Origin of the sequence: Bradyrhizobium paxllaeri (genome assembly GCF_001693515.2) — a bacterium.
GTDB classification, from domain to species: Bacteria; Pseudomonadota; Alphaproteobacteria; order Rhizobiales; family Xanthobacteraceae; genus Bradyrhizobium; species Bradyrhizobium paxllaeri.
The window spans coordinates 2,097,423-2,115,451 of record NZ_CP042968.1 but is presented as its reverse complement, the minus strand read 5'-3'; the positions used below and the strand labels follow the sequence as shown (position 1 = coordinate 2,115,451).

General features: G+C 64.0%; 19 protein-coding genes. 14 read left to right on the top strand and 5 right to left on the bottom strand.

Annotation, left to right across the window (positions count from 1 at the left end; genetic code table 11):
• The first annotated feature begins 6 nt into the window (after positions 1 to 6).
• A complete protein-coding gene (locus LMTR21_RS10015) occupies positions 7 to 1,062 on the top strand; it encodes a dihydrodipicolinate synthase family protein (protein ID WP_065756644.1) in 1,056 nt (351 codons plus the stop codon).
• Positions 1,050 to 1,838, top strand: a complete 789-nt coding sequence (locus tag LMTR21_RS10010) for an ABC transporter ATP-binding protein (protein ID WP_065756645.1) — start codon at positions 1,050 to 1,052, stop codon at positions 1,836 to 1,838. Before LMTR21_RS10015 ends, LMTR21_RS10010 begins: the two co-directional genes overlap by 13 nt.
• A 5-nt stretch (positions 1,839 to 1,843) precedes the next feature.
• Here LMTR21_RS10010 and LMTR21_RS10005 read toward each other — a convergent pair whose 3' ends face one another.
• The 3 genes from LMTR21_RS10005 to LMTR21_RS09995 are packed head-to-tail and all read right to left on the bottom strand — an operon-like array spanning position 1,844 to position 5,778.
• Complete coding sequence (locus LMTR21_RS10005; protein WP_065756646.1) at positions 1,844 to 2,947, bottom strand: ABC transporter ATP-binding protein; 1,104 nt, start codon at positions 2,945 to 2,947, stop codon at positions 1,844 to 1,846.
• A gap of 28 nt (positions 2,948 to 2,975) precedes the next feature.
• The gene (locus tag LMTR21_RS10000) at positions 2,976 to 4,016 is read right to left on the bottom strand and encodes an ABC transporter substrate-binding protein (protein WP_246175427.1); all 1,041 of its coding nucleotides are present in this window, start codon (positions 4,014 to 4,016) and stop codon (positions 2,976 to 2,978) included.
• A gap of 25 nt (positions 4,017 to 4,041) precedes the next feature.
• Complete coding sequence (locus LMTR21_RS09995; protein ID WP_065756704.1) at positions 4,042 to 5,778, bottom strand: ABC transporter permease; 1,737 nt, start codon at positions 5,776 to 5,778, stop codon at positions 4,042 to 4,044.
• A 274-nt stretch (positions 5,779 to 6,052) separates the two neighbouring features.
• Between LMTR21_RS09995 and LMTR21_RS09990 the strand changes: the two genes are divergently transcribed.
• Complete coding sequence (locus tag LMTR21_RS09990; RefSeq protein WP_065756648.1) at positions 6,053 to 7,444, top strand: MFS transporter; 1,392 nt, start codon at positions 6,053 to 6,055, stop codon at positions 7,442 to 7,444.
• A gap of 13 nt (positions 7,445 to 7,457) precedes the next feature.
• Here the strand turns inward: LMTR21_RS09990 and LMTR21_RS09985 are convergent, their stop codons facing one another.
• Positions 7,458 to 7,886, bottom strand: coding sequence for an anthrone oxygenase family protein (locus LMTR21_RS09985; RefSeq protein WP_065756649.1), 429 nt, complete (start codon positions 7,884 to 7,886; stop codon positions 7,458 to 7,460).
• A 63-nt stretch (positions 7,887 to 7,949) separates the two neighbouring features.
• Here LMTR21_RS09985 and LMTR21_RS09980 point away from each other — a divergent pair, with 63 nt between their 5' ends.
• The 9 genes from LMTR21_RS09980 to soxA all read left to right on the top strand — a co-directional run bounded on the left by LMTR21_RS09980 (position 7,950) and on the right by soxA (position 14,939).
• Positions 7,950 to 8,408: a MarR family winged helix-turn-helix transcriptional regulator gene (locus tag LMTR21_RS09980; protein WP_065756650.1), complete on the top strand. Its 459-nt coding sequence runs from the start codon at positions 7,950 to 7,952 to the stop codon at positions 8,406 to 8,408.
• 184 nt (positions 8,409 to 8,592) lie between these two features.
• Positions 8,593 to 9,042 carry a (2Fe-2S)-binding protein gene (locus LMTR21_RS09975; RefSeq protein ID WP_065756651.1) on the top strand — a complete coding sequence of 150 codons (450 nt, stop codon included), beginning with the start codon at positions 8,593 to 8,595 and terminating at the stop codon, positions 9,040 to 9,042.
• Positions 9,043 to 9,051: 9 nt separating this feature from the next.
• Entirely contained in the window at positions 9,052 to 11,268 is a 2,217-nt protein-coding gene (locus tag LMTR21_RS09970) for a xanthine dehydrogenase family protein molybdopterin-binding subunit (RefSeq protein WP_065756652.1), read from the top strand.
• A gap of 53 nt (positions 11,269 to 11,321) precedes the next feature.
• Positions 11,322 to 11,618 carry a c-type cytochrome gene (locus LMTR21_RS09965; RefSeq protein ID WP_065756653.1) on the top strand — a complete coding sequence of 99 codons (297 nt, stop codon included), beginning with the start codon at positions 11,322 to 11,324 and terminating at the stop codon, positions 11,616 to 11,618.
• 10 nt (positions 11,619 to 11,628) lie between these two features.
• Positions 11,629 to 12,909, top strand: coding sequence for an NAD(P)/FAD-dependent oxidoreductase (locus LMTR21_RS09960; protein ID WP_084031017.1), 1,281 nt, complete (start codon positions 11,629 to 11,631; stop codon positions 12,907 to 12,909).
• A gap of 40 nt (positions 12,910 to 12,949) precedes the next feature.
• Positions 12,950 to 13,360 (top strand): sulfur oxidation c-type cytochrome SoxX, encoded by a 411-nt coding sequence (soxX, locus tag LMTR21_RS09955; RefSeq protein WP_065756706.1) that lies wholly within the window; start codon positions 12,950 to 12,952, stop codon positions 13,358 to 13,360.
• Between the two features lie 9 nt (positions 13,361 to 13,369).
• Positions 13,370 to 13,849 (top strand): SoxY-related AACIE arm protein, encoded by a 480-nt coding sequence (locus LMTR21_RS09950; RefSeq protein ID WP_065756654.1) that lies wholly within the window; start codon positions 13,370 to 13,372, stop codon positions 13,847 to 13,849.
• Positions 13,849 to 14,169: a thiosulfate oxidation carrier complex protein SoxZ gene (gene soxZ / locus LMTR21_RS09945; RefSeq protein WP_065756655.1), complete on the top strand. Its 321-nt coding sequence runs from the start codon at positions 13,849 to 13,851 to the stop codon at positions 14,167 to 14,169. Before LMTR21_RS09950 ends, soxZ begins: the two co-directional genes overlap by 1 nt.
• The gene (gene soxA, locus LMTR21_RS09940) at positions 14,166 to 14,939 is read left to right on the top strand and encodes a sulfur oxidation c-type cytochrome SoxA (protein WP_065756656.1); all 774 of its coding nucleotides are present in this window, start codon (positions 14,166 to 14,168) and stop codon (positions 14,937 to 14,939) included. The genes soxZ and soxA overlap by 4 nt, the downstream gene beginning before the upstream one ends.
• A gap of 13 nt (positions 14,940 to 14,952) precedes the next feature.
• Here the strand turns inward: soxA and LMTR21_RS09935 are convergent, their stop codons facing one another.
• A complete protein-coding gene (locus LMTR21_RS09935; RefSeq protein WP_065756657.1) occupies positions 14,953 to 15,726 on the bottom strand; it encodes a ferredoxin--NADP reductase in 774 nt (257 codons plus the stop codon).
• A 145-nt stretch (positions 15,727 to 15,871) separates the two neighbouring features.
• Between LMTR21_RS09935 and LMTR21_RS09930 the strand changes: the two genes are divergently transcribed.
• Entirely contained in the window at positions 15,872 to 17,071 is a 1,200-nt protein-coding gene (locus LMTR21_RS09930; protein WP_065756707.1) for an amidohydrolase family protein, read from the top strand.
• Between the two features lie 139 nt (positions 17,072 to 17,210).
• On the top strand, positions 17,211 to 17,900 hold the full coding sequence (locus LMTR21_RS09925; RefSeq protein WP_065756658.1) for a hypothetical protein: 690 nt from the start codon (positions 17,211 to 17,213) through the stop codon (positions 17,898 to 17,900).
• Positions 17,901 to 18,029 lie beyond the last annotated feature (129 nt).

Here is an 18,029-nt window from a genome sequence, read left to right as displayed (position 1 = left end):
GCGCCGATGCACCACAGCGAGATCAAGACCGAGATTCGAAAATCGATCGCCGACGGCACCGTACTCCCGGCGCATCCGCTCGCGCTCGATGCCAATCGCGCACTCGACGTCAGGCATCAGCGGGCGCTCACGCGCTATTACCTCGATGCCGGCGCCGGAGGATTGGCGGTCGGCGTCCACACCACCCAATTCGCGATCCGCGACGTCGGCCTGTACCGGCCGGTGCTGGAACTGGCGGCCGAGACCGCCGCTTCATGGACCAAACGACCGGTCGCGATGGTCGCAGGGCTCGCCGGTCCGACAAAGCAGGCGATTGCAGAGGCGCAAACCGCGCGCAGCATCGGCTATCACGCGGGTCTGCTCAGTCTGGCCGCGATGAAATCGGCATCCGAGGACGACATCATCGCGCATTGCGCGGCGGTGGCGCGCGAGATCCCGCTGGTCGGCTTCTATCTGCAGCCGGCGGTCGGCGGCGTCATCCTCAGCGCCGATTTCTGGCGGCGCTTTGCATCCATCGATAACGTCATCGCCATCAAGATCGCACCATTCAACCGCTACCGGACGCTCGACGTTCTCCGCGGCGTGGCGGCCGCCGGCGCGCTCGATCGCATCGCGCTCTATACCGGCAATGACGATCACATCCTGCTGGACCTCACCTTGCCGTTCGACCTGCGCGACAAGGGCGTCACCACCCGCGCCTACTTTAGGGGCGGCCTGCTCGGGCACTGGTCGGTGTGGACCGCGAGCGCGATCAAGCAGTTCGAGATGTGCAAGGCGGCGCGCGGCAAGGATGCCGTGCCTGCCGATTTGCTGGCGCTGGACGCCCGCGTCACCGACTGCAACAGCGCGTTCTTCGATGTCGCCAACAATTTCCACGGCTGCATCGCAGGCTGCCATGAAGTGCTGCGTCGGCAAGGATTGATGCAGGGCCTCTGGTGCCTCGATCCCGCCGAGGGGCTCAGTCCAGGCCAGATGCAGGAGATTGACCGCGTCTGCCGTGAGCATGCAGATCTCTCCGACGACGCCTTCGTGAAGGCGAACCTGCAGAAATGGCTGGCATGAGCGCGGACGAGCCCTTCATCAGCCTGCGCAACGTCCGCAAGGTCTATCGCTCCAAGGGCGCGGAATTTCTCGCGGTCTCCGACGTCACTATGGACGTCAGGGAGGGCGAGCTGGTTTCGCTGGTCGGTCCATCCGGCTGCGGCAAGACTACCGTGCTGAAGATCCTGGCTGGATTGCATGATGCCGACGGCGGCACCATCAAGATCGGCAATACGAAAACACCGTTCGACCCCGCGCGCGACATCGGCATGGTGTTCCAGCAAGCGCTCCTGCTGAAATGGCGAACCATTCTGGACAACGTGCTGCTGCCCGCCGAAATCGTCGGCCTGCCGATGAAGGCGGCGCGGGACCGCGCCCGCGATCTGCTCAACCTCGTCGGCCTCGCCGGCTACGAGGACAAATATCCGCAGCAATTGTCCGGCGGTATGCAGCAACGCACGGCAATTGCGCGCGCCTTCATCCACGATCCAAAACTGATTCTGATGGACGAGCCGTTCGGCGCGCTCGATGCGCTGACCCGCGAGCAGATGAACCTCGAAATGCTGAGGATCTGGCGCGAGAGCGGCAAGACCATCCTGTTCGTGACGCACAGCATCCAGGAGGCGGTGTTCCTGGCCTCGCACTGCGCCGTGCTCACCGCAGGCCCGGCGCGGATGGCGGAATATTTCCCGATCGAGCTGCCGTTCCCGCGGACCTTGCCCATCAAGACAACGGATGAATTCGGCGCCTATGCGCGGCGGATCTATGCAAGGCTCGGATTGAGCCCGAGCGCTTGAGCCTCCTACTCATACGCCGTCGGTCCCGTATCGCGATAAGCCCAGCAACTCTCCCGCGGCAGTGAGACCTGGGTCTCGACGCCGACCTGATGGCGGGCCGCGGTGCCGAGCTCGACCACCTCCAGCCGCCGGCCGAACAACTCGATGCCATAGGCGGTCTGCGTGCCCTGATAGCGGCGGTCGAGCACGCGGGCGGAAAAGATGTTGGCGCCGTTGTGCGGGCCGATGGTGATGTTTTCCGGCCGCAGCGCGATGCGGACTTTTTCATCCGGGCCGAGCGGATGCAGCAAGGCCACCTCCCCTCGCCGCCCCTCGCCGAAATCGACCGTGCCGAATTGGCCGTTGCGTGACACCAACGTGCCCGCAAGCTCGTTGGTCGCGCCGGTGAAGTTGGCGACGAACAGATCCGCCGGACGGTTGTAGATCGCGTCAGGCGTATCCATCTGCAGCAGCCTGCCGTCGCGCATCACGCCGATGCGGTCGCCTAGCACGACGGCCTCGGCTTGATCATGGGTGACGTACAGCGCCGTCATGCCGGTTTGCTTGAGGATGACGCGCAGATCGTCGCGCAGCCGCAACCGCAATTTGGCATCGAGGTTCGACAAGGGCTCGTCGAGCAGCAGCAATTGCGGCCGGTAGACGATGCTGCGCGCCAGCGCCACGCGCTGCATCTGGCCGCCTGACAATGCGACCACCGGCCGTTCCGCATATTCCGACAGGCCGACCAGTTCGAGCGCCTCGTCGACCTTGCGTCGGGCATCGGCACGCGAGAGTTTGCGATGCTTGAGCGGATAGACCACGTTCTGCCGCACCGTCATATGCGGCCACACCGCGTAGGACTGGAACACCATGCCGAGGTCGCGCAGCCGCGGCGGCACCAGAATGCCGCGTTCGGGCGAGGACACGACCTTGCTGGCAATGCTGATCTCGCCCGATGTCGGATGCTCCAGCCCGGCGACGCAGCGCAGCGTCGTGGTCTTGCCGCAGCCGGAGGGGCCGAGCAGAACCACGATCTCGCCGGCCGGCACGCCGAAACTGACGCCGTCGATCGCCGGCCGGCCGATCGCAAACTGCTTGCGCAGGTCGGTAACTTCGAGAGTCGCCGTCATCGATCCGATAATTCCACTGCGGTGACGATCATTGCTTGTAGCCGTAGGTCTTGTTCCAATCGGCGACCCAGGCCGTGTGTAACTTCACATACTCGTCGAACTTGGGGAACCAGACCTTGACCACCTTGGGATCGAAGCCTTCCGGATAGGCCGGCGGCACCTTCAGCGACGTGAGATTGCCGAGTTCCTTGATCATGAAGGTCTGGCCTTCCTTCGACAGGCACCAGTTCAGGAACAACTTTGCAGCGTTAGGATGCGCGGCGGTCTTCGGAATGCCGGTCGCGTAAGGATTGACCGGCGCGCCCTCGGGCGGGAAGAAGATCTGGATCGGTGCGCCGTCCTTCTGCTTCGGATAGATCGCGTTGTAGAGTAACGGCCCCATGGCGATTTCACCTCGCACCAGCGAATCCGACATCGGCGCGCCCGATGGATAAAGCACCGGCCGGGTCGCCGCCTGCTTGGCCCAGTAGTCCTCACCCAGCACCTGACGCTCGAACATCACCCGCGTCCATGTGGTGCCGCCTGACGGAGCGATCACCTGTCCTGTCATCTTGTTGTATTCCGGCTTGGTGAGGTCCATCCAGGTCTTGGGCGGATTCTTGACCAGTTCGGTGTTGTAGGCGATCGACCACACCAGCGTGGCGCGCGGCCAGAGCTGGGGCGCAATCTGCGCGTCGGGATTGTAGTCGGCCGCGTTCGGCGGCGCGTAGTCCTGGAACATGTCGGCCATCGGTTGCATCAGCGCGCGGTCAGAATGATCGAGCACGTCGGCGATCAACTTTCCGGCCGCGGCCTCGGTCTTCACGCGCGTGATGAGTTGGCCGCCGGGCGCGCGCACCATCTCGACCTTGATTTCGGGGAAGCGCTTGTTGAAGGCCTTGATGACCTGCTGCTCGACCTCGGCAAAATTCGCGGTGTAGTACACCAGCTTGCCCTCGACCTTCGCCGCGGCAATCAATTCGGGCGAACCGAACTCCTGCGCCTGTGCCCGCGCGCTGCACACGAGTGCGAGACCGGCGACGCCGGCGGCTGCAACGATATTAGTGAGGATCCTTCCAGTCATAGTCATAACCAAATTCCTCCCTTTGCTTTTGTTATCCGGTCCGGGCAACGCTGCCCTGCGCCGCGCCGCGCGAAAAATAGTTGGCGCCGCCGATCAGCGCGCCGAGCAGAACGGTCTGCACCAGGCTGAATGCCGCGGTCTTTCCGAGGTTCCCACCCTCATAATAGTCAAGCAGCAGCACCGACATCACCATGGTGTTGCTGGTGTAGAGGAACAGCGACGAGCCGAGCTCGCGGATCGCAAGCACGAACAGCAGCGTCATCGAGGCCATCACGCCCGGCCGCGCCAGCGGCAGCACGATCGTCCTGATGGTGCCGAGCACGCCCTTGCCGCAAACCCAGGCCGCCTCCTCGAGTTCGCGGTGGATCTGCAGGAACGAGGTCGACAATGATTTGACCGTATCCGGCATGAAGCGCGCGATGAACGCCAGCGCCAGTATCCAGATGGTGCCGTAGAGGCCACCGGGAATGCCGATCCATGCCCAGAGATAGGCGACGCCGACCACGAGACCGGGAATCGCCACCGGCAAGGTCGAGATCACGTCGATCCAGCGCCGGCCCATCACCTGGGTGCGATGGATGGTGTAGCCGATCGCAAAGGCGAGCGCGCCGCCGACCACGGCGGTGATGATGCCGACCTCGACCGCATTGTAGATCGAGCGCATGGTCAAGGGATTGTCGAAGACGCTCTGAAAATGCATCAGTGAATACTGCCTGGCGTCGAACAGGCTGGAAACGTCGCGGATGAACATGAACTTGCGAAACGCTGCGACGATTAGCGCGAGCAACGGCAGCACCACCACGATCAGGAGATAGATGATGCCGAGACCGAAGGTGAACCAGCGCCAGCGCCCGAGATCGAGGCTGCGCGGCCGGAATGCCTTGCCGGCGACAGTGGTGTAGCTGCGGCCGCTCAGCACCTTGTGTTGCAGGAATACCAGCAGCCCGGTGACGACCATGAGGATGATCGCCACCGCCGCGGCGGTGTTGTAAAGCGGCGGCGACCAGTTGGTGAGCTTGAAGATATAGGTGGTCAGTACCGCCAGGTTGGTTGGCGCGCCCAGCACCGCTGGGATGCCGTAGATCCCGAGCATGACGATGAATGACAGCAGCATGCCCGAGACGATCGCCGGCATGATCAACGGGAACGTCACCGTGAACAGCGTCGCGAACGCGCTGGCGCCGGAAATCTCGGCGGCCTCCTCCAGGCTCGGGTCCATGTTGCGCAGCGCGGACGAGGTGAACATGTAGACGTACGGCGCGTAGTAGATACCGAACACGAACACCAAGCCCCACATCGAATAGAAATCGACGCGCCAGTCCAGCCCGACCCATTTGAACATGGTGTTGATCAGGCCGGTCTTCGGCGAGCCCAGAATCGCCCATGCCACGCCCGCGACCAGCGGCGGCGCGAACAGCGGCAGGATGCTCGCTGCCGCGATGAAGCCTTTGAACGGGGTGTTGGTGCGAACGACGATCCAGGAAAACAGCAATCCGACCGCGACCGCGATCAGCGTGCCGCCGCCGCAGGCGATCAGCGTGTTGAAGAGCGCCTCGGCGACATTCGGGTTCGCCAGCACGGTGAGGAAGTTCGTGACCGAGAGGTGACTGAGCTGGATGCCGTCGACCACCGGGTTGGTGTCGGTGAGCGCGCCGAGCAGCAGCATCAGAATGGGGTAGATGACGAGGAAGCCGAGGATCGCGAGCAGGACCGAAACCCAAAGGCTGGCCCCTACGCGCCCACGCCCGCCCCCACTCGCGCTACGCATGTCTTCGCCGCGCCGGCTCGCCAGTCCGTCCAAAGCGTTTTCCCTCGCCGGTGACCGTCTTTTTATAAAACTGCGGTCCGGTTGCGCAAAAGCCTAGTCGATTGCGCGGCACGCGGGAAGGTACCCGAAAGTCGGCGCGCGGATATGGCGCGGCGGACGTCGCCCATCCCTTCGCATACGCATCATGCAGCGGCGTGTCTGTGGCTTGCGCCGCGTCCGTAGTACACGCCGCTCTGGGCGCGACCGCCCCCCAAGGCGTGGAGAGCCCGAACGAATGTCCGCAGATGCAACCGCAAAGCCATCAACCGCGCCCATCGACGGCCTGCCCCCGGAACTTCGGCGCTGGGCGGTCGCAGCGATCTTTACCGCACTGGCGATGGCCTCGCTGGATACGGCGATTGCGAACGTCGCGCTTCCTGCGATCGCCGCCGACCTCCATGTCAGCCCGGCCGACGTGGTCTGGGTGGTCAACATCTACCAGATCGCGCTGGTGGCGACGCTGCTGCCGCTCGGCGCGCTCGGCGAAATCGTCGGCCATGAGCGGATCTATATCGGCGGTCTCATCCTGTTCACGCTGGCCTCGCTCGGCTGCGCCCTGGCATGGTCGCTGCCCAGCCTGACGGCGGCCCGGGCGTTGCAGGGGCTGGGCGCCAGCGGCATCATGAGTGTGAACGCGGCGCTGGTCCGCTTCGTTTACCCGACCCATATGCTGGGCCGCGGCTTCGGCCATAACGCGCTGGTGGTCGGAACGGCATTCACGTTCGGCCCGACCATTGCCTCCGCGATCCTCGCGGTTGGAACATGGCCGTGGCTGTTCGCAATCAACATCCCCTTCGGCGTGATTGCGATCTGGATCGGCCTGAAGACCCTGCCGAAAACGCCGCGTGCGAAGCACGCATTCGATTTTGCGAGTGCGGCGCTGACCGCAAGCTGCCTCGGGCTCTTCATCATCGGCATTGGCGGCGCGGCGCATCAGGTGCCGCCTGTCCTGGTCGGGCTGACTCTTGGCGTGGCATTGGCCCTCGGCTGGACCATCACCCGCAGATATCAAGACCATCCGGCGCCGATGTTGCCGATCGACCTGTTCCGGCGGCCGATGTTCGCGCTGTCGGCCGCAACTTCGGTCTGCGCATTTGCGGTACAGGGATTGGCCTTCGTCTCGCTGCCCTTCTACTTCGAGGACGTGCTGCACCGCTCGCAGGTGGAGACCGGATTCTTCATGACGCCATGGCCGTTGGTGGTGGCGATCATGGCGCCGATCGGCGGCCGGCTCTCCGACCGCTATCCGGTCGGCATCCTCGGCGGCATCGGGCTGGTGCTGCTTGGCATCGGCATGGCGCTGCTGGCGACGCTGCCGCCCGATCCCGGCATTGCCAACATCGTCTGGCGCACGGTGATCTGCGGCATCGGCTTCGGCTTTTTTCAAACGCCGAATTTGCGGGCGCTGATGTCGAGCGCGCCGCCACATCGCAGCGGCAGCGCGAGCGGCATCGTCGCAACCGCGCGCCTGACCGGACAAACGCTTGGCGCAGCCCTCGCCGCCCTGTGCTTTGCGCTGGCCGGCCACAACGGCGCGACCGTGGCGCTGGCGCTCGGGGCCGGATTTGCCGCGCTTGGAAGCCTGATGAGTTTTTTGCGTTTGACCGTAGGCTCAGACAAGCCGTGAAGGCCGTTGCTGCTTAGTTGAGCGCCCACAGATAGGCCAGCGTCGCCGCGATCCCGAGACCGGTTCTGACCGCGTGCAGGCCTCCCCACTTCACGATCAGCGCGCGTGACTGCGGGCCGGCGTCCTTCTCGTCAAGCGCGCCGAGCGCGCGGTTGGTCGGCATGATGCCGATCAGCGTATACGGCCAGTTGGCGAGAATGAGCACCGCGCCGACGATCCAGCGCCAGTCCCGCGTCAGCCACGCCGCGATCAGGCCGAGCACGCCTGAAATCACCGCACAACTCGCCTGCATCATGAAGCCGCGCGCGTAGCTTGGCTTCCACTGCTTCAGCAGATTCCGGTCATCGAGGCCAAAGCGCGCCGGCTGTTCGGCGAAATTGATGAAAAACGCGGCGCCGGCGAATGCCGCGGCGACGATCATCGCTAGCTGTCCTGCAAACATGAGTTACTCCACATATCGTTTGCTAATTGACAATATATTGTCATTTTGGGTACTAGTAGTCAAATGGCAACAAAGCGACATACCCCCGGCGGCGAGGCCCTGACCGACCTGGTACTGGCGGTGTTCCGGCTCAACGGACGCCTGCTCGCGGCCGGCGACCGCCTGGTGACCGACCTCGGCCTGACCAGCGCGCGCTGGCAGGTGCTGGGCGCGATCGCCCTTTCGCCAACTCTGCAGCCGGTGGCATGGCTGGCGCGGAGCATGGGGCTTAATCGCCAGGGCGTTCAGCGCATCATCAACGAGATGCGGGACGATGGCCTGGTCGAACTACGCCCCAACCCAAATCACCGCCGCGCCCATCTCGTCGCGCTGACCCGGCGTGGGCAGGATGCCTTTTCGGCAGCCACGAATTTGCAGGCGCCGTGGGCAAATGCCCTGGCCAAGGGGATCGCGCCCAACGAGTTTGCTGCTGTCAGCCGAATCTTGAAGGCGCTGAACGAGCGCCTGGATAGCGCGGATTAACCTGGCTGCGCCGATGGGTCGCGGCCGCCCCACCGCAACACCGGCCGGTCAAGTTTCATCCGGCGTGAAAACGCGTTTTTTATCCTGCGAGCAAACGCATTTTCTTGATTTGAACTATTCCAAGTTGCGGGCCATCTTCCCGGCCGCAGCTCCCTCGGTGGATGGAGCGAACAGGGGATACGCGATGGCAAACCTCACAATTAATGGCAAATCAATCTATGTGGACATCGAAGACGACACGCCACTGCTTTGGGCGATCAGGGAGAATGTCGGGCTGACGGGCACCAAATATGGGTGCGGCATTGCACAATGCGGCGCCTGCACCGTGCACATCGATGGCGTCGCGATGCGCTCCTGCGGCGTTACCGTCAGCGAGGCGGTCGGCAAGCAGATCACCACGATCGAGGGTCTTGCCAGTGGCGGCACGCTGCACAAGGTGCAGCAGGCCTGGGTCGCCAATGACGTGCCGCAATGCGGCTATTGCCAGGCCGGCATGATCATGGCGGTCGCAGCACTGCTCAAGGAAAAGCCGAGGCCGACCGACAAGGACATTGACGAGGCCATCACCAACATCTGCCGTTGCGGGACCTTCCAGCAGGTCCGCGAGGCGATCCACGCCGCCGCAAGCGCTTGAGGGGATGCCATGAACAAGCACGTCATGCCCAAGCCCAATCTCAAGTCCAATCTCAAGCTCAACCGCCGCGCCTTCGTGATCGGCACCGCCGCTGCCGGCGCCGGCCTTGCGATCGGTCTCGATATTCCCTTCGGCGGGCCGCAGGTCGTCCGGGCCGCCGACGGCTCGCCGGAAGTCAATGTCTGGGTGGTGATCCGCCCCGACAACACGACTGTAATTCGTGTTGCCCGCTCGGAAATGGGCCAGGGCACCCTCACCGGCCTCGCCCAGCTCGTCGCCGAAGAGCTCGAATGCGACTGGTCGAAGGTCGTCACCGAATATCCGACGCCGGGTCAAAGTGTCGCACGCAAGCGCGCCTGGGGCGATTTCTCGACCGGCGGCAGCCGCGGCATCCGCACCAGCCAGGAGTATGTCCGCAAGGGCGGCGCCACCGCGCGCATGATGCTGGTGCAGGCGGCTGCGAACGAGTGGAAGGTGCCGGTCTCCGAATGCACTGCCGCCAACAGTGTCATCACCCATACGCCCTCGGGCAAGACCACGACCTACGGCAAGGTGGTCGAAGCGGCCGCGAAGCTCTCGCCGCCAGCGGACGCGGATGTGAAGCTGAAGGATCCGAAGGACTGGAAGATCGCCGGCAAGGGCGTCAAACGGCTCGACACCGTCGATAAGACGACGGGCGCAATGATCTACGGCGCCGATGTCAAGCTGCCCGGCATGCTCAACGCTGCGATCAAGGATGCGCCGGTCTTCGGCAGCAAGCTGAAGAGCTATGACGAGGCCAAGATCGCCGGCATGAAGGGCGTCAAGAAGGTGGTGAAGGTCGGCGACAGCGCGGTCGCCGTCGTCGCCGATACCTGGTGGCACGCCAAGACCGCGCTCGACGCGCTGCCGATCGTCTGGGACGAAGGCGAGAACGCCAAAGTCTCCAGCGAGTCGATCGCCAAATGGCTGGCCGAAGGTCTCGATAATTCGCAGCCGGCCTTCATCGGCAACCAGAACGGCGACGCCAAGGCGGCGATTGCTTCCGCCGTCAAGAAGGTCGAGGCGGTCTACAACTATCCCTACCAGAACCACGCCACGATGGAGCCGCTGAACGCCACAGCGGTCTACACAGCTGATAAATGCGAGGTCTGGTGCGGCACGCAGAACGGCGAAGCGGCGTTCGCCGCCACGATGGAAGCCTCAGGCCTGCCCGCCGAGAAATGCGAGGTGCACAAGCTCATCCTCGGTGGCGGCTTCGGGCGACGCGGCATGACCGACTACGTCCGGCAGGCGGTTCTGATCGCCAAGGAGATGCCGGGGACGCCGGTCAAGCTGTTGTGGTCGCGTGAAGAGGACATGGCACAAGGCAAATTCCATCCGGTCACACAGTGCAAGCTGACCGGTGCCTTCGATGCCAATAACAATCTCACGGCGCTGCATGTGCGATTGTCGGGACAGTCGATCCTCTACACCGTGCGTCCGGCAGCGCTGGTGAACGGCATGGATACGGCTGCATTCCAGGGCCTCAGCCCTTCCGGTGATGCCGCGATCGGCTACTCCGTGCCGAACCTCTTGGTCGAGCATTCGATGCGCAATCCGCACGTTCCGCCCGGCTTCTGGCGTGGCGTCAACGTCAACCAGAATGCGATCTACATGGAATGCTTCATGGATGAGCTGGCGCATTCGGTCGGCCAGGATCCGGTGGAATTCCGCCGCAAGCTGATGAGCAAGCATCCCAAGCATCTCGCCGTGCTCAATGCGGTGGCCGAGAAGATCGGCTGGGGCAAGCCCGCGCCGCAAGGCGTCTATCGCGGCATTGCGCAGGTGATGGGCTACGGCAGCTATGTCGCGGGTGCTGCGGAAATCTCCGTCACCGACGGCAGCAAGATCAAGGTGCATCGCATCGTCGCTTCCACCGATCCCGGCTACATCGTCAATCCGGCGCAGGTCGAGCGGCAGATCGCGGGCTCCTTCGTCTATGGCCTGTCGGCGCTGTTCTACGGCGGCTGCACGGTGAAGGACGGCAAGATGGAGCAGACCAACTTCGACACCTACAATTCCATGCGCATCGCCGAGATGCCAAAGGTGGAATGCGTGATGGTGCCGAGCGGCGGCTTCTGGGGCGGCGTCGGCGAACCGACCATCGGCGTTGCCGCGCCTGCGGTGCTCAACGCCTACTTCGCGGCGACCGGCAAGCGAATCCGTTCAGTGCCGCTGAGAGACCAGAACATCACATTCGCCTGACAAAAGCAGCGGCGGCCTTCGGGCCGCCGCTTCACCTTCCGGAGGGGCCGCTGATGAAAACCTTGTCTGTCATCCTCGGGATGGCAACGATTGTGGCGTCGAGCCTGCCCGTGCTGGCGGCCTCCGTCCCCCCGCCCGGGGCGGCGTCCTGTTCCGGCTGTCACTCGTCAACGGCAGCGGCGGCTTCGCCCGTTACACGGCTGTACGGCCGCGACGCCAATGAGATCGTGACCGCGATGACCGGATTTCGCGACGGCTCGGTTCCCTCCACGGTGATGAACCGCATCGCCAAGGGTTTTACGGACGACGAGCTGCGCGCGATTGCGGCGTGGCTCGCGGCACAGAAGTAAGGGGGCCGGCATGGGTATCAGCCATCGCATCAGCCGCCGGGAATTCCTGGGTACCAGCGCAGCCGCTGCGGCAGCGCTGACGTTTCCATTGCCCGCATTCGCGCAAGCCGCGGCCCGCGTCGTCGTGATCGGCGGCGGTTTTGGCGGCGCGAGTTGCGCGCGCGCCCTCAAACAGATCGATCCGAAATTGCAGGTCACGCTGGTCGAGCCGAACAAGACCTTCACTGCCTGCCCGTTCAGCAACAACGTCATCGCCGGACTGCGTTCGATCGAGGAGCAGCAATTCGGCTATGACAAGATCGCAGCTGGCGGCGTGACCGTGGTGGCGCAGGCGGCGACCGGCGTCGATAACGCGGCGCGGACGGTCACCCTCGCCGACGGCACCTCGCTCGGCTATGACCGGCTGGTGCTCTCTCCCGGCGTCGATCTCCGCTTCGACGTTCTGCAGGGCTATGATGAAGCCGCAGCCTCCAAGATGCCGCATGCCTGGAAGGCCGGTGAGCAGACGCTGTTGCTGCGCAAGCAGCTCGAGGCAATGGACGATGGCGGCCTGGTGGTGATATCAGCTCCCGCCAATCCCTTCCGCTGCCCGCCCGGACCTTACGAACGCGCCTGCCTGATCGCGCATTATCTGAAAACCAAGAAGCCGCGTTCGAAGCTGCTCATCCTCGACGCCAAGGACACCTTCTCCAAGCAGCGCCTGTTCCAGAACGCCTGGAAGGAGCTTTATCCCGGCATGGTCGAATGGGTCTCGCTGTCGCAGGGCGGCAAGGTCAATGCCGTCGATCCCGCGACCAACACGCTGATCACCGATTTCGGCAACCACACCGCGAAAGTGGCCAACGTCATTCCGCCGCAGCGGGCCGGCCGCATCGCAGCGTCAGCCGGCGCCACCGACAACACTGGCTGGTGCGCGATCGACCCGGTCACCTTCGAATCGAAATCGGCGCCGAACATCCATGTCATCGGCGATGCCTGTCTTGCGGGCGCCATGCCGAAATCCGCCTTCTCGGCGAATGCACAGGCCAAAGTCTGCGCGGCCGCGATTGCCACGTTGCTGTCAGGCGGCACGCCTACCGCGCCGAAGCTGATCAATACCTGCTACAGCCTCGCGGCTCCCGGCTATGGCATCTCGGTGGCCGGCGTCTACCAGCCGAAGAACGGCGTGCTGGCCGATGTCGAAGGCGCCGGCGGCGTCAGCCCGGCGGACGTGCCCCGCGAATTCCGCGCGCGCGAAGCCGACTACGCGCAATCCTGGTTTGCGACCATTACGGCGGAAGTCTTTGGCTAGACCCACCTATCGCATGTCAGGTCGCTTCATTGCCGGGGTCATGCTCGTCCTGCCCGGCCTGACTGCCGCAACGGAACTTCGCGACTATGCCGTCATCGGTGACGCCATTCCGCAGTCGCTGACGGGTGCGGCCGGCGATGCCGCACGCGGGCGCGCACTTGTGGTGGAACGTTCCAGCACTTGCATCCTCTGCCACAGCGGCCCATTTCCCGAACAGAAATTCCAGGGCGACCTGGCGCCCGACCTTTCCGGTTCCGGCAACCGCTGGTCGGAAGGCCAGTTCCGGCTGCGGCTTGTGGATGCGTCACGCCTCAATGCCGAGACGATCATGCCGTCCTACTACCGCGTGGACGGACTGCAGCGCATCGGGACGGTGTGGCGCGACAAGCCGATCCTGTCGGCGGAACAGATCGAGGATATCGTGGCGTATCTCGTGACGCTGCGCGAATAGGAAGACGCGATGCAACTACGACCCGATACCACACGCCGTCAGTTCCTCGGCCTCGCCGGCGCCGCCGCCATGGCCAGCGCCGTCCCCATCGTCACCGTTCGGCCTGCCGAGGCGACACCCGCCACGCTAGCTTCCGCCATCCGCGGCGTAACCGGGGGCGCCGAGGTGAAAACGGGCAAGGTCAAACTCGACATCCCGCCGCTGGTCGAGAATGGCAATACCGTGCCGATGACGGTCAGCGTCGCCAGCCCGATGGCGCCGGAGGATCACGTCGCAAGTATCCACGTCTTCAACGAAAAGAACCCGCAGCCGAACATCGGCAATTTCCGTCTCGGTCCGCATGCCGGGCGCGCGCAGGTTTCGACCCGTATCCGTCTCGCCGACAGCCAGAAGATCGTCGCGATCGCAAAACTCTCGGACGGATCGTACTGGTCGGCCAGCGTCGATGTCGTCGTCACGCTGGCCGCCTGCACGGAGGACGTAATCTGATGGCTTCTGCACTGATCAACGTCCCGGCGAAGGCGAAACGCGGCGACATCATCGAGATCAAGACGCTGATGTCGCACATCATGGAAACCGGCTATCGCCATACGGCAACTGGCGAAGTCGTGCCGCGCGACATCATCACGAGCTTTACGTGCCGCTTCAACGGTACCGAGATTTTCCGCGCCGACCTGTTTCCGGCGATATCGGCCAACCCCTTCATCACCTTCTTCACGACCGCGACCCAAAGCGGCAAGTTCGAGTTCGAATGGATCGGCGACAAGGGTTTTTCCGAAACTGCGTCCGCGTCGATCACGGTCGAATGAGACTTGCCAGCGCCATAACCGCCGCGCTGCTGGTGGCGGGTGCCGTTGGCGCCACCGAAATTCCGCAGGCCGAACGCCGCTCCGGCTACAGCTTCATGAAGCCGGACACTAAGGCAATGCAGGACGAAGATACCGCCAATCCCGGCATGCTCTGGGTGCTCGACGGCGAAGCCCTGTGGAAACGCAAGTCTGGCGCGGCGGAGAAAGCCTGCGCGGACTGCCACGGTGACGCCCGCACCAGCATGAAGGGCGTCGCCGCCCGCTACCCTGCTTTCGACAAGTTTGCAAGCCGTCCCGTCGATCTGGAGCAGCGCATCAATTCCTGCCGCAGCAACCACCAGCAGGCGACTCCGCTGCCCTTCGAGAGCCGCGAGTTGCTGGCGCTCACCGCCTTCGTCGCGCGGCAGTCGCAAGGCGTGCCGATCGAAGCCGGCGCTGACCCGCAGCTTGCGCCATTCATCGCCAGGGGACGCGAGCTCTACGTGCAGCGGCAGGGACAGCTCAATCTCGGCTGCACGAATTGCCATGACGACAACTGGGACAAGCGCCTCGCCGGCTCCGCGATCACGCAAGGACATCCGACCGGCTACCCGCTCTACCGGCTGGAATGGCAGTCGCTGGGATCGCTGCAGCGGCGGCTCCGCGCCTGCATCACGGGCATCCGGGCGCAAGCCTATGATTACGGCGCGCCGGAACTGGTCGAACTGGAGCTGTATCTGATGTCGCGGGCGCGCGGGATGCCGATGGAGGCACCCGCCGTCAGGCCCTAGCTTCGTAAGAAGCTTACCGCTCCGCGAACGCCTTCTCGACGACGAACTGCGCCGGCTCGCCGTGATTGCCTTCGACAAAGCCCTTGCCGTTGAGCAGCGTGCGGGTGTCGGCCACCAGCGCCGGGCTGCCGCAGATCATGACGCGGTCATGCGCGGGATCGAGCGAGGCCAGCCCGATGTCGCCGAACAGTTTTCCTGACGTGATCAGGTCGGTGATGCGGCCGCGGTTGCGGAAGGGATCGCGCGTTACGGTCGGATAATAGATGAGCTGGTTGCGGATGCACTCGCCGATCAGTTCGTCGTTCGGCAGCTTTTCGGTGATCATTTCGCCATAGGCGAGCTCGGCGACGCGGCGGCAGCCGTGAAGCAGCACCACCTTCTCGAACCGCTCATAGGTCTCGGGATCCTTGATCACGGAAAGGAACGGCGCCAGCCCGGTGCCGGTGCCGATCAGATAGAGGTTGCGACCGTCTTCGAGATTGTCGATGACCAGCGTGCCGGTGGCCTTGCGGCTGACGATGATCTCGTCGCCCTGCTTCAAGTGCTGGAGCCGCGAGGTCAGCGGGCCGTCCGGCACCTTGATCGAGAAGAATTCGAGCCGGTCCTCGTAATTGGCGCTGGCGACCGAGTAGGCACGGAGTAGCGGCTTCTCGCCGACCTTGAGCCCGATCATGGTGAACTCGCCGTTGCGGAAACGGAACGAAGGATCGCGCGTGGTGGTGAAGCTGAACAGCGTGTCGGTCCAGTGATGGACGCTCAAGACGCTTTCTTGGTTGAAATTGCTCATCGCACCGTTTCCTGACCTGCTGGCCGGATTGACCGGCCGTATCATTCGTATACGATCATTCGTATACAAATGAATAATCCAGCTTGATCGGATCGTCAAGCCGGGCAGAATGTCCGGCGAAGGCATTGAACCAAAAGGAAAAACCATGGCCCACGATGCACCCCAGGCTACCGGCCCGAGCAAGCTGGTGATCCGCAATATCGGGCTGCTGCTGTCGGGTGCCCTGGAAAAACCGATCCTGGACGGCGACACGATCGTTGCCGAGAACGGCAAGATCACTGCCATCGGCCGCTTCAAGGACGTCGATATCGAGGGCGCGACCACAATCGTCAACGCCAACGGCACCACCGTCGCGCCGGGCCTGATCGACAGTCACGTCCATCCCGTCGCCGGCGACTGGACGCCGCGGCAGAACCAGATCAACTGGATCGACAGCTATCTGCATGGCGGCGTCACCACCATGATCTCGGCCGGCGAGGTCCACATGCCCGGTCGCCCCCGCGACGTCGTCGGCCTGAAGGCGATGGCGATCTTTGCGCAGCGCGCATTCTGGACGTTGCGGCCCGGCGGCGTAAAGGTGCATGCTGGCGCGCCTGTCATCGAATGCGAGATGGTGGAAGACGATTTCAAGGAAATGGCCGCGGCCGGCGTCAAGCTGCTCGGCGAAGTCGGCCTCGGCGGCGTGAAAGACGGTCCTACCGCGCGCAAGATGGTGGGCTGGGCGCGCAAATACGGCATCCAGAGCACGATCCACACCGGCGGCCCCTCGATCCCCGGCTCGGGCCTGATCGACAAGGACGTGGTGCTGGAAGCCGACACCGATGTCGTCGGCCATATCAATGGCGGCCATACCGCGCTGCCCGACGATCAGATCCGTTGCATCTGCGAGGGTTGCAAGCGCGGGCTCGAGCTGGTTCACAACGGCAACGAGCGTTCGGCGCTGTTCACGCTGCGCACCGCGCGCGAGATGGGCGATTTGCACCGCGTCATCCTCGGCACCGACGCGCCCGCCGGCTCCGGCGTGCAGCCGCTTGGTATCCTTCGCATGGTCTCGATGCTGTCCTCGCTCGGCGACCTGCCGGCCGAACTCGCCTTCTGCCTGGCGACCGGCAACACCGCGCGCATGCGCGAGCTCGACTGCGGCATCATCGAAGTCGGCCGCTCGGCAGACTTCGTCCTGATGGACAAGGCGCAGCACTCGCCCGGCAAGAACATCCTCGAAAGCGTGCAGCTCGGCGACCTCCCCGGCATCGGCATGACCATCATCGACGGCATCGTCCGCACCCAGCGCAGCCGCAACACGCCGCCGGCCGGGAAAGTGCCGGAGATCGACAGCGGGCATTGATAGCGCCGGTCGCGGCACGACGACGCCGGCGCGCGTGAAAAAGTCACATCGAGCCTCGAAGGCCGTGAACGAATTGCCTGATAGCCCCGTCCAATGCGGGCTGGCCTGACGGCCATTTGCTCAGACTTTCGAGGAACATTTGAAGAATTCATTGCAAGTCGCCGGCGGGGTCGTCGGCGCGGTCATTGGCTTTGTCGCGACATTGCTGCTGCTTGAGCTGATCGGCTTCGGAAACCGGGCCGATCCGATCTTATCAGGCGTGCTGGCGCTATTGGTGTTTGCGCCAGGCGGCGCCATCGCGGGCCTCCTGCTCGGCACGGCGTTCGCGAGGCGGCTGCGCGGCGGAGAAAACAGCGACGGATTTCTCCGCAACAGCCTGAAGGCATCGACGGTTCTGATCGCGCTCTGCGCTGCGGCCGGCACCACCTATTATGTCTATGCCATCACGACGGCGACGCCCTGGCTGAATCCGAATGCCCCCAACCCGCTTCTCGTCTTTGAGGTTCGCCTCCCTGCCGGAATGGCATTGCCGAGTTCGGCCCGTGACATGGCGGCCGAACTGCAGACCGATCTGAACACCATGCCGGGCGAGATACGGTCCGACCTGTTCCGCCGCGATGACGACCGGCCGGTCATCACCGGCCAAGTGCAGCTCGCCTTCCGCACGGCGCACCGGCAGTTGGAGATCAAGATCAAGGACCAGCCTGACCGGCTCTATCTCATCGGCCTCTCCGCCAGGGCGCCGCATACGCCGGAGTTCGGAGTGTGGCAGGCCAATCGCGACGGCAGTGAAATCCGCTACCGCGCCAGATGGCCGGGGCAGAATTGATCCCCCTTAGCAAGGGAACTCACCTCGCCGCACCTGTGTCCTGGCATCGCGTGCTTATCGCCACGCTCACACAGTTGCGAGGATCGGGCCGCGTTACAAGTACTTCGGTCTGAGCCCATACCTGGCGGA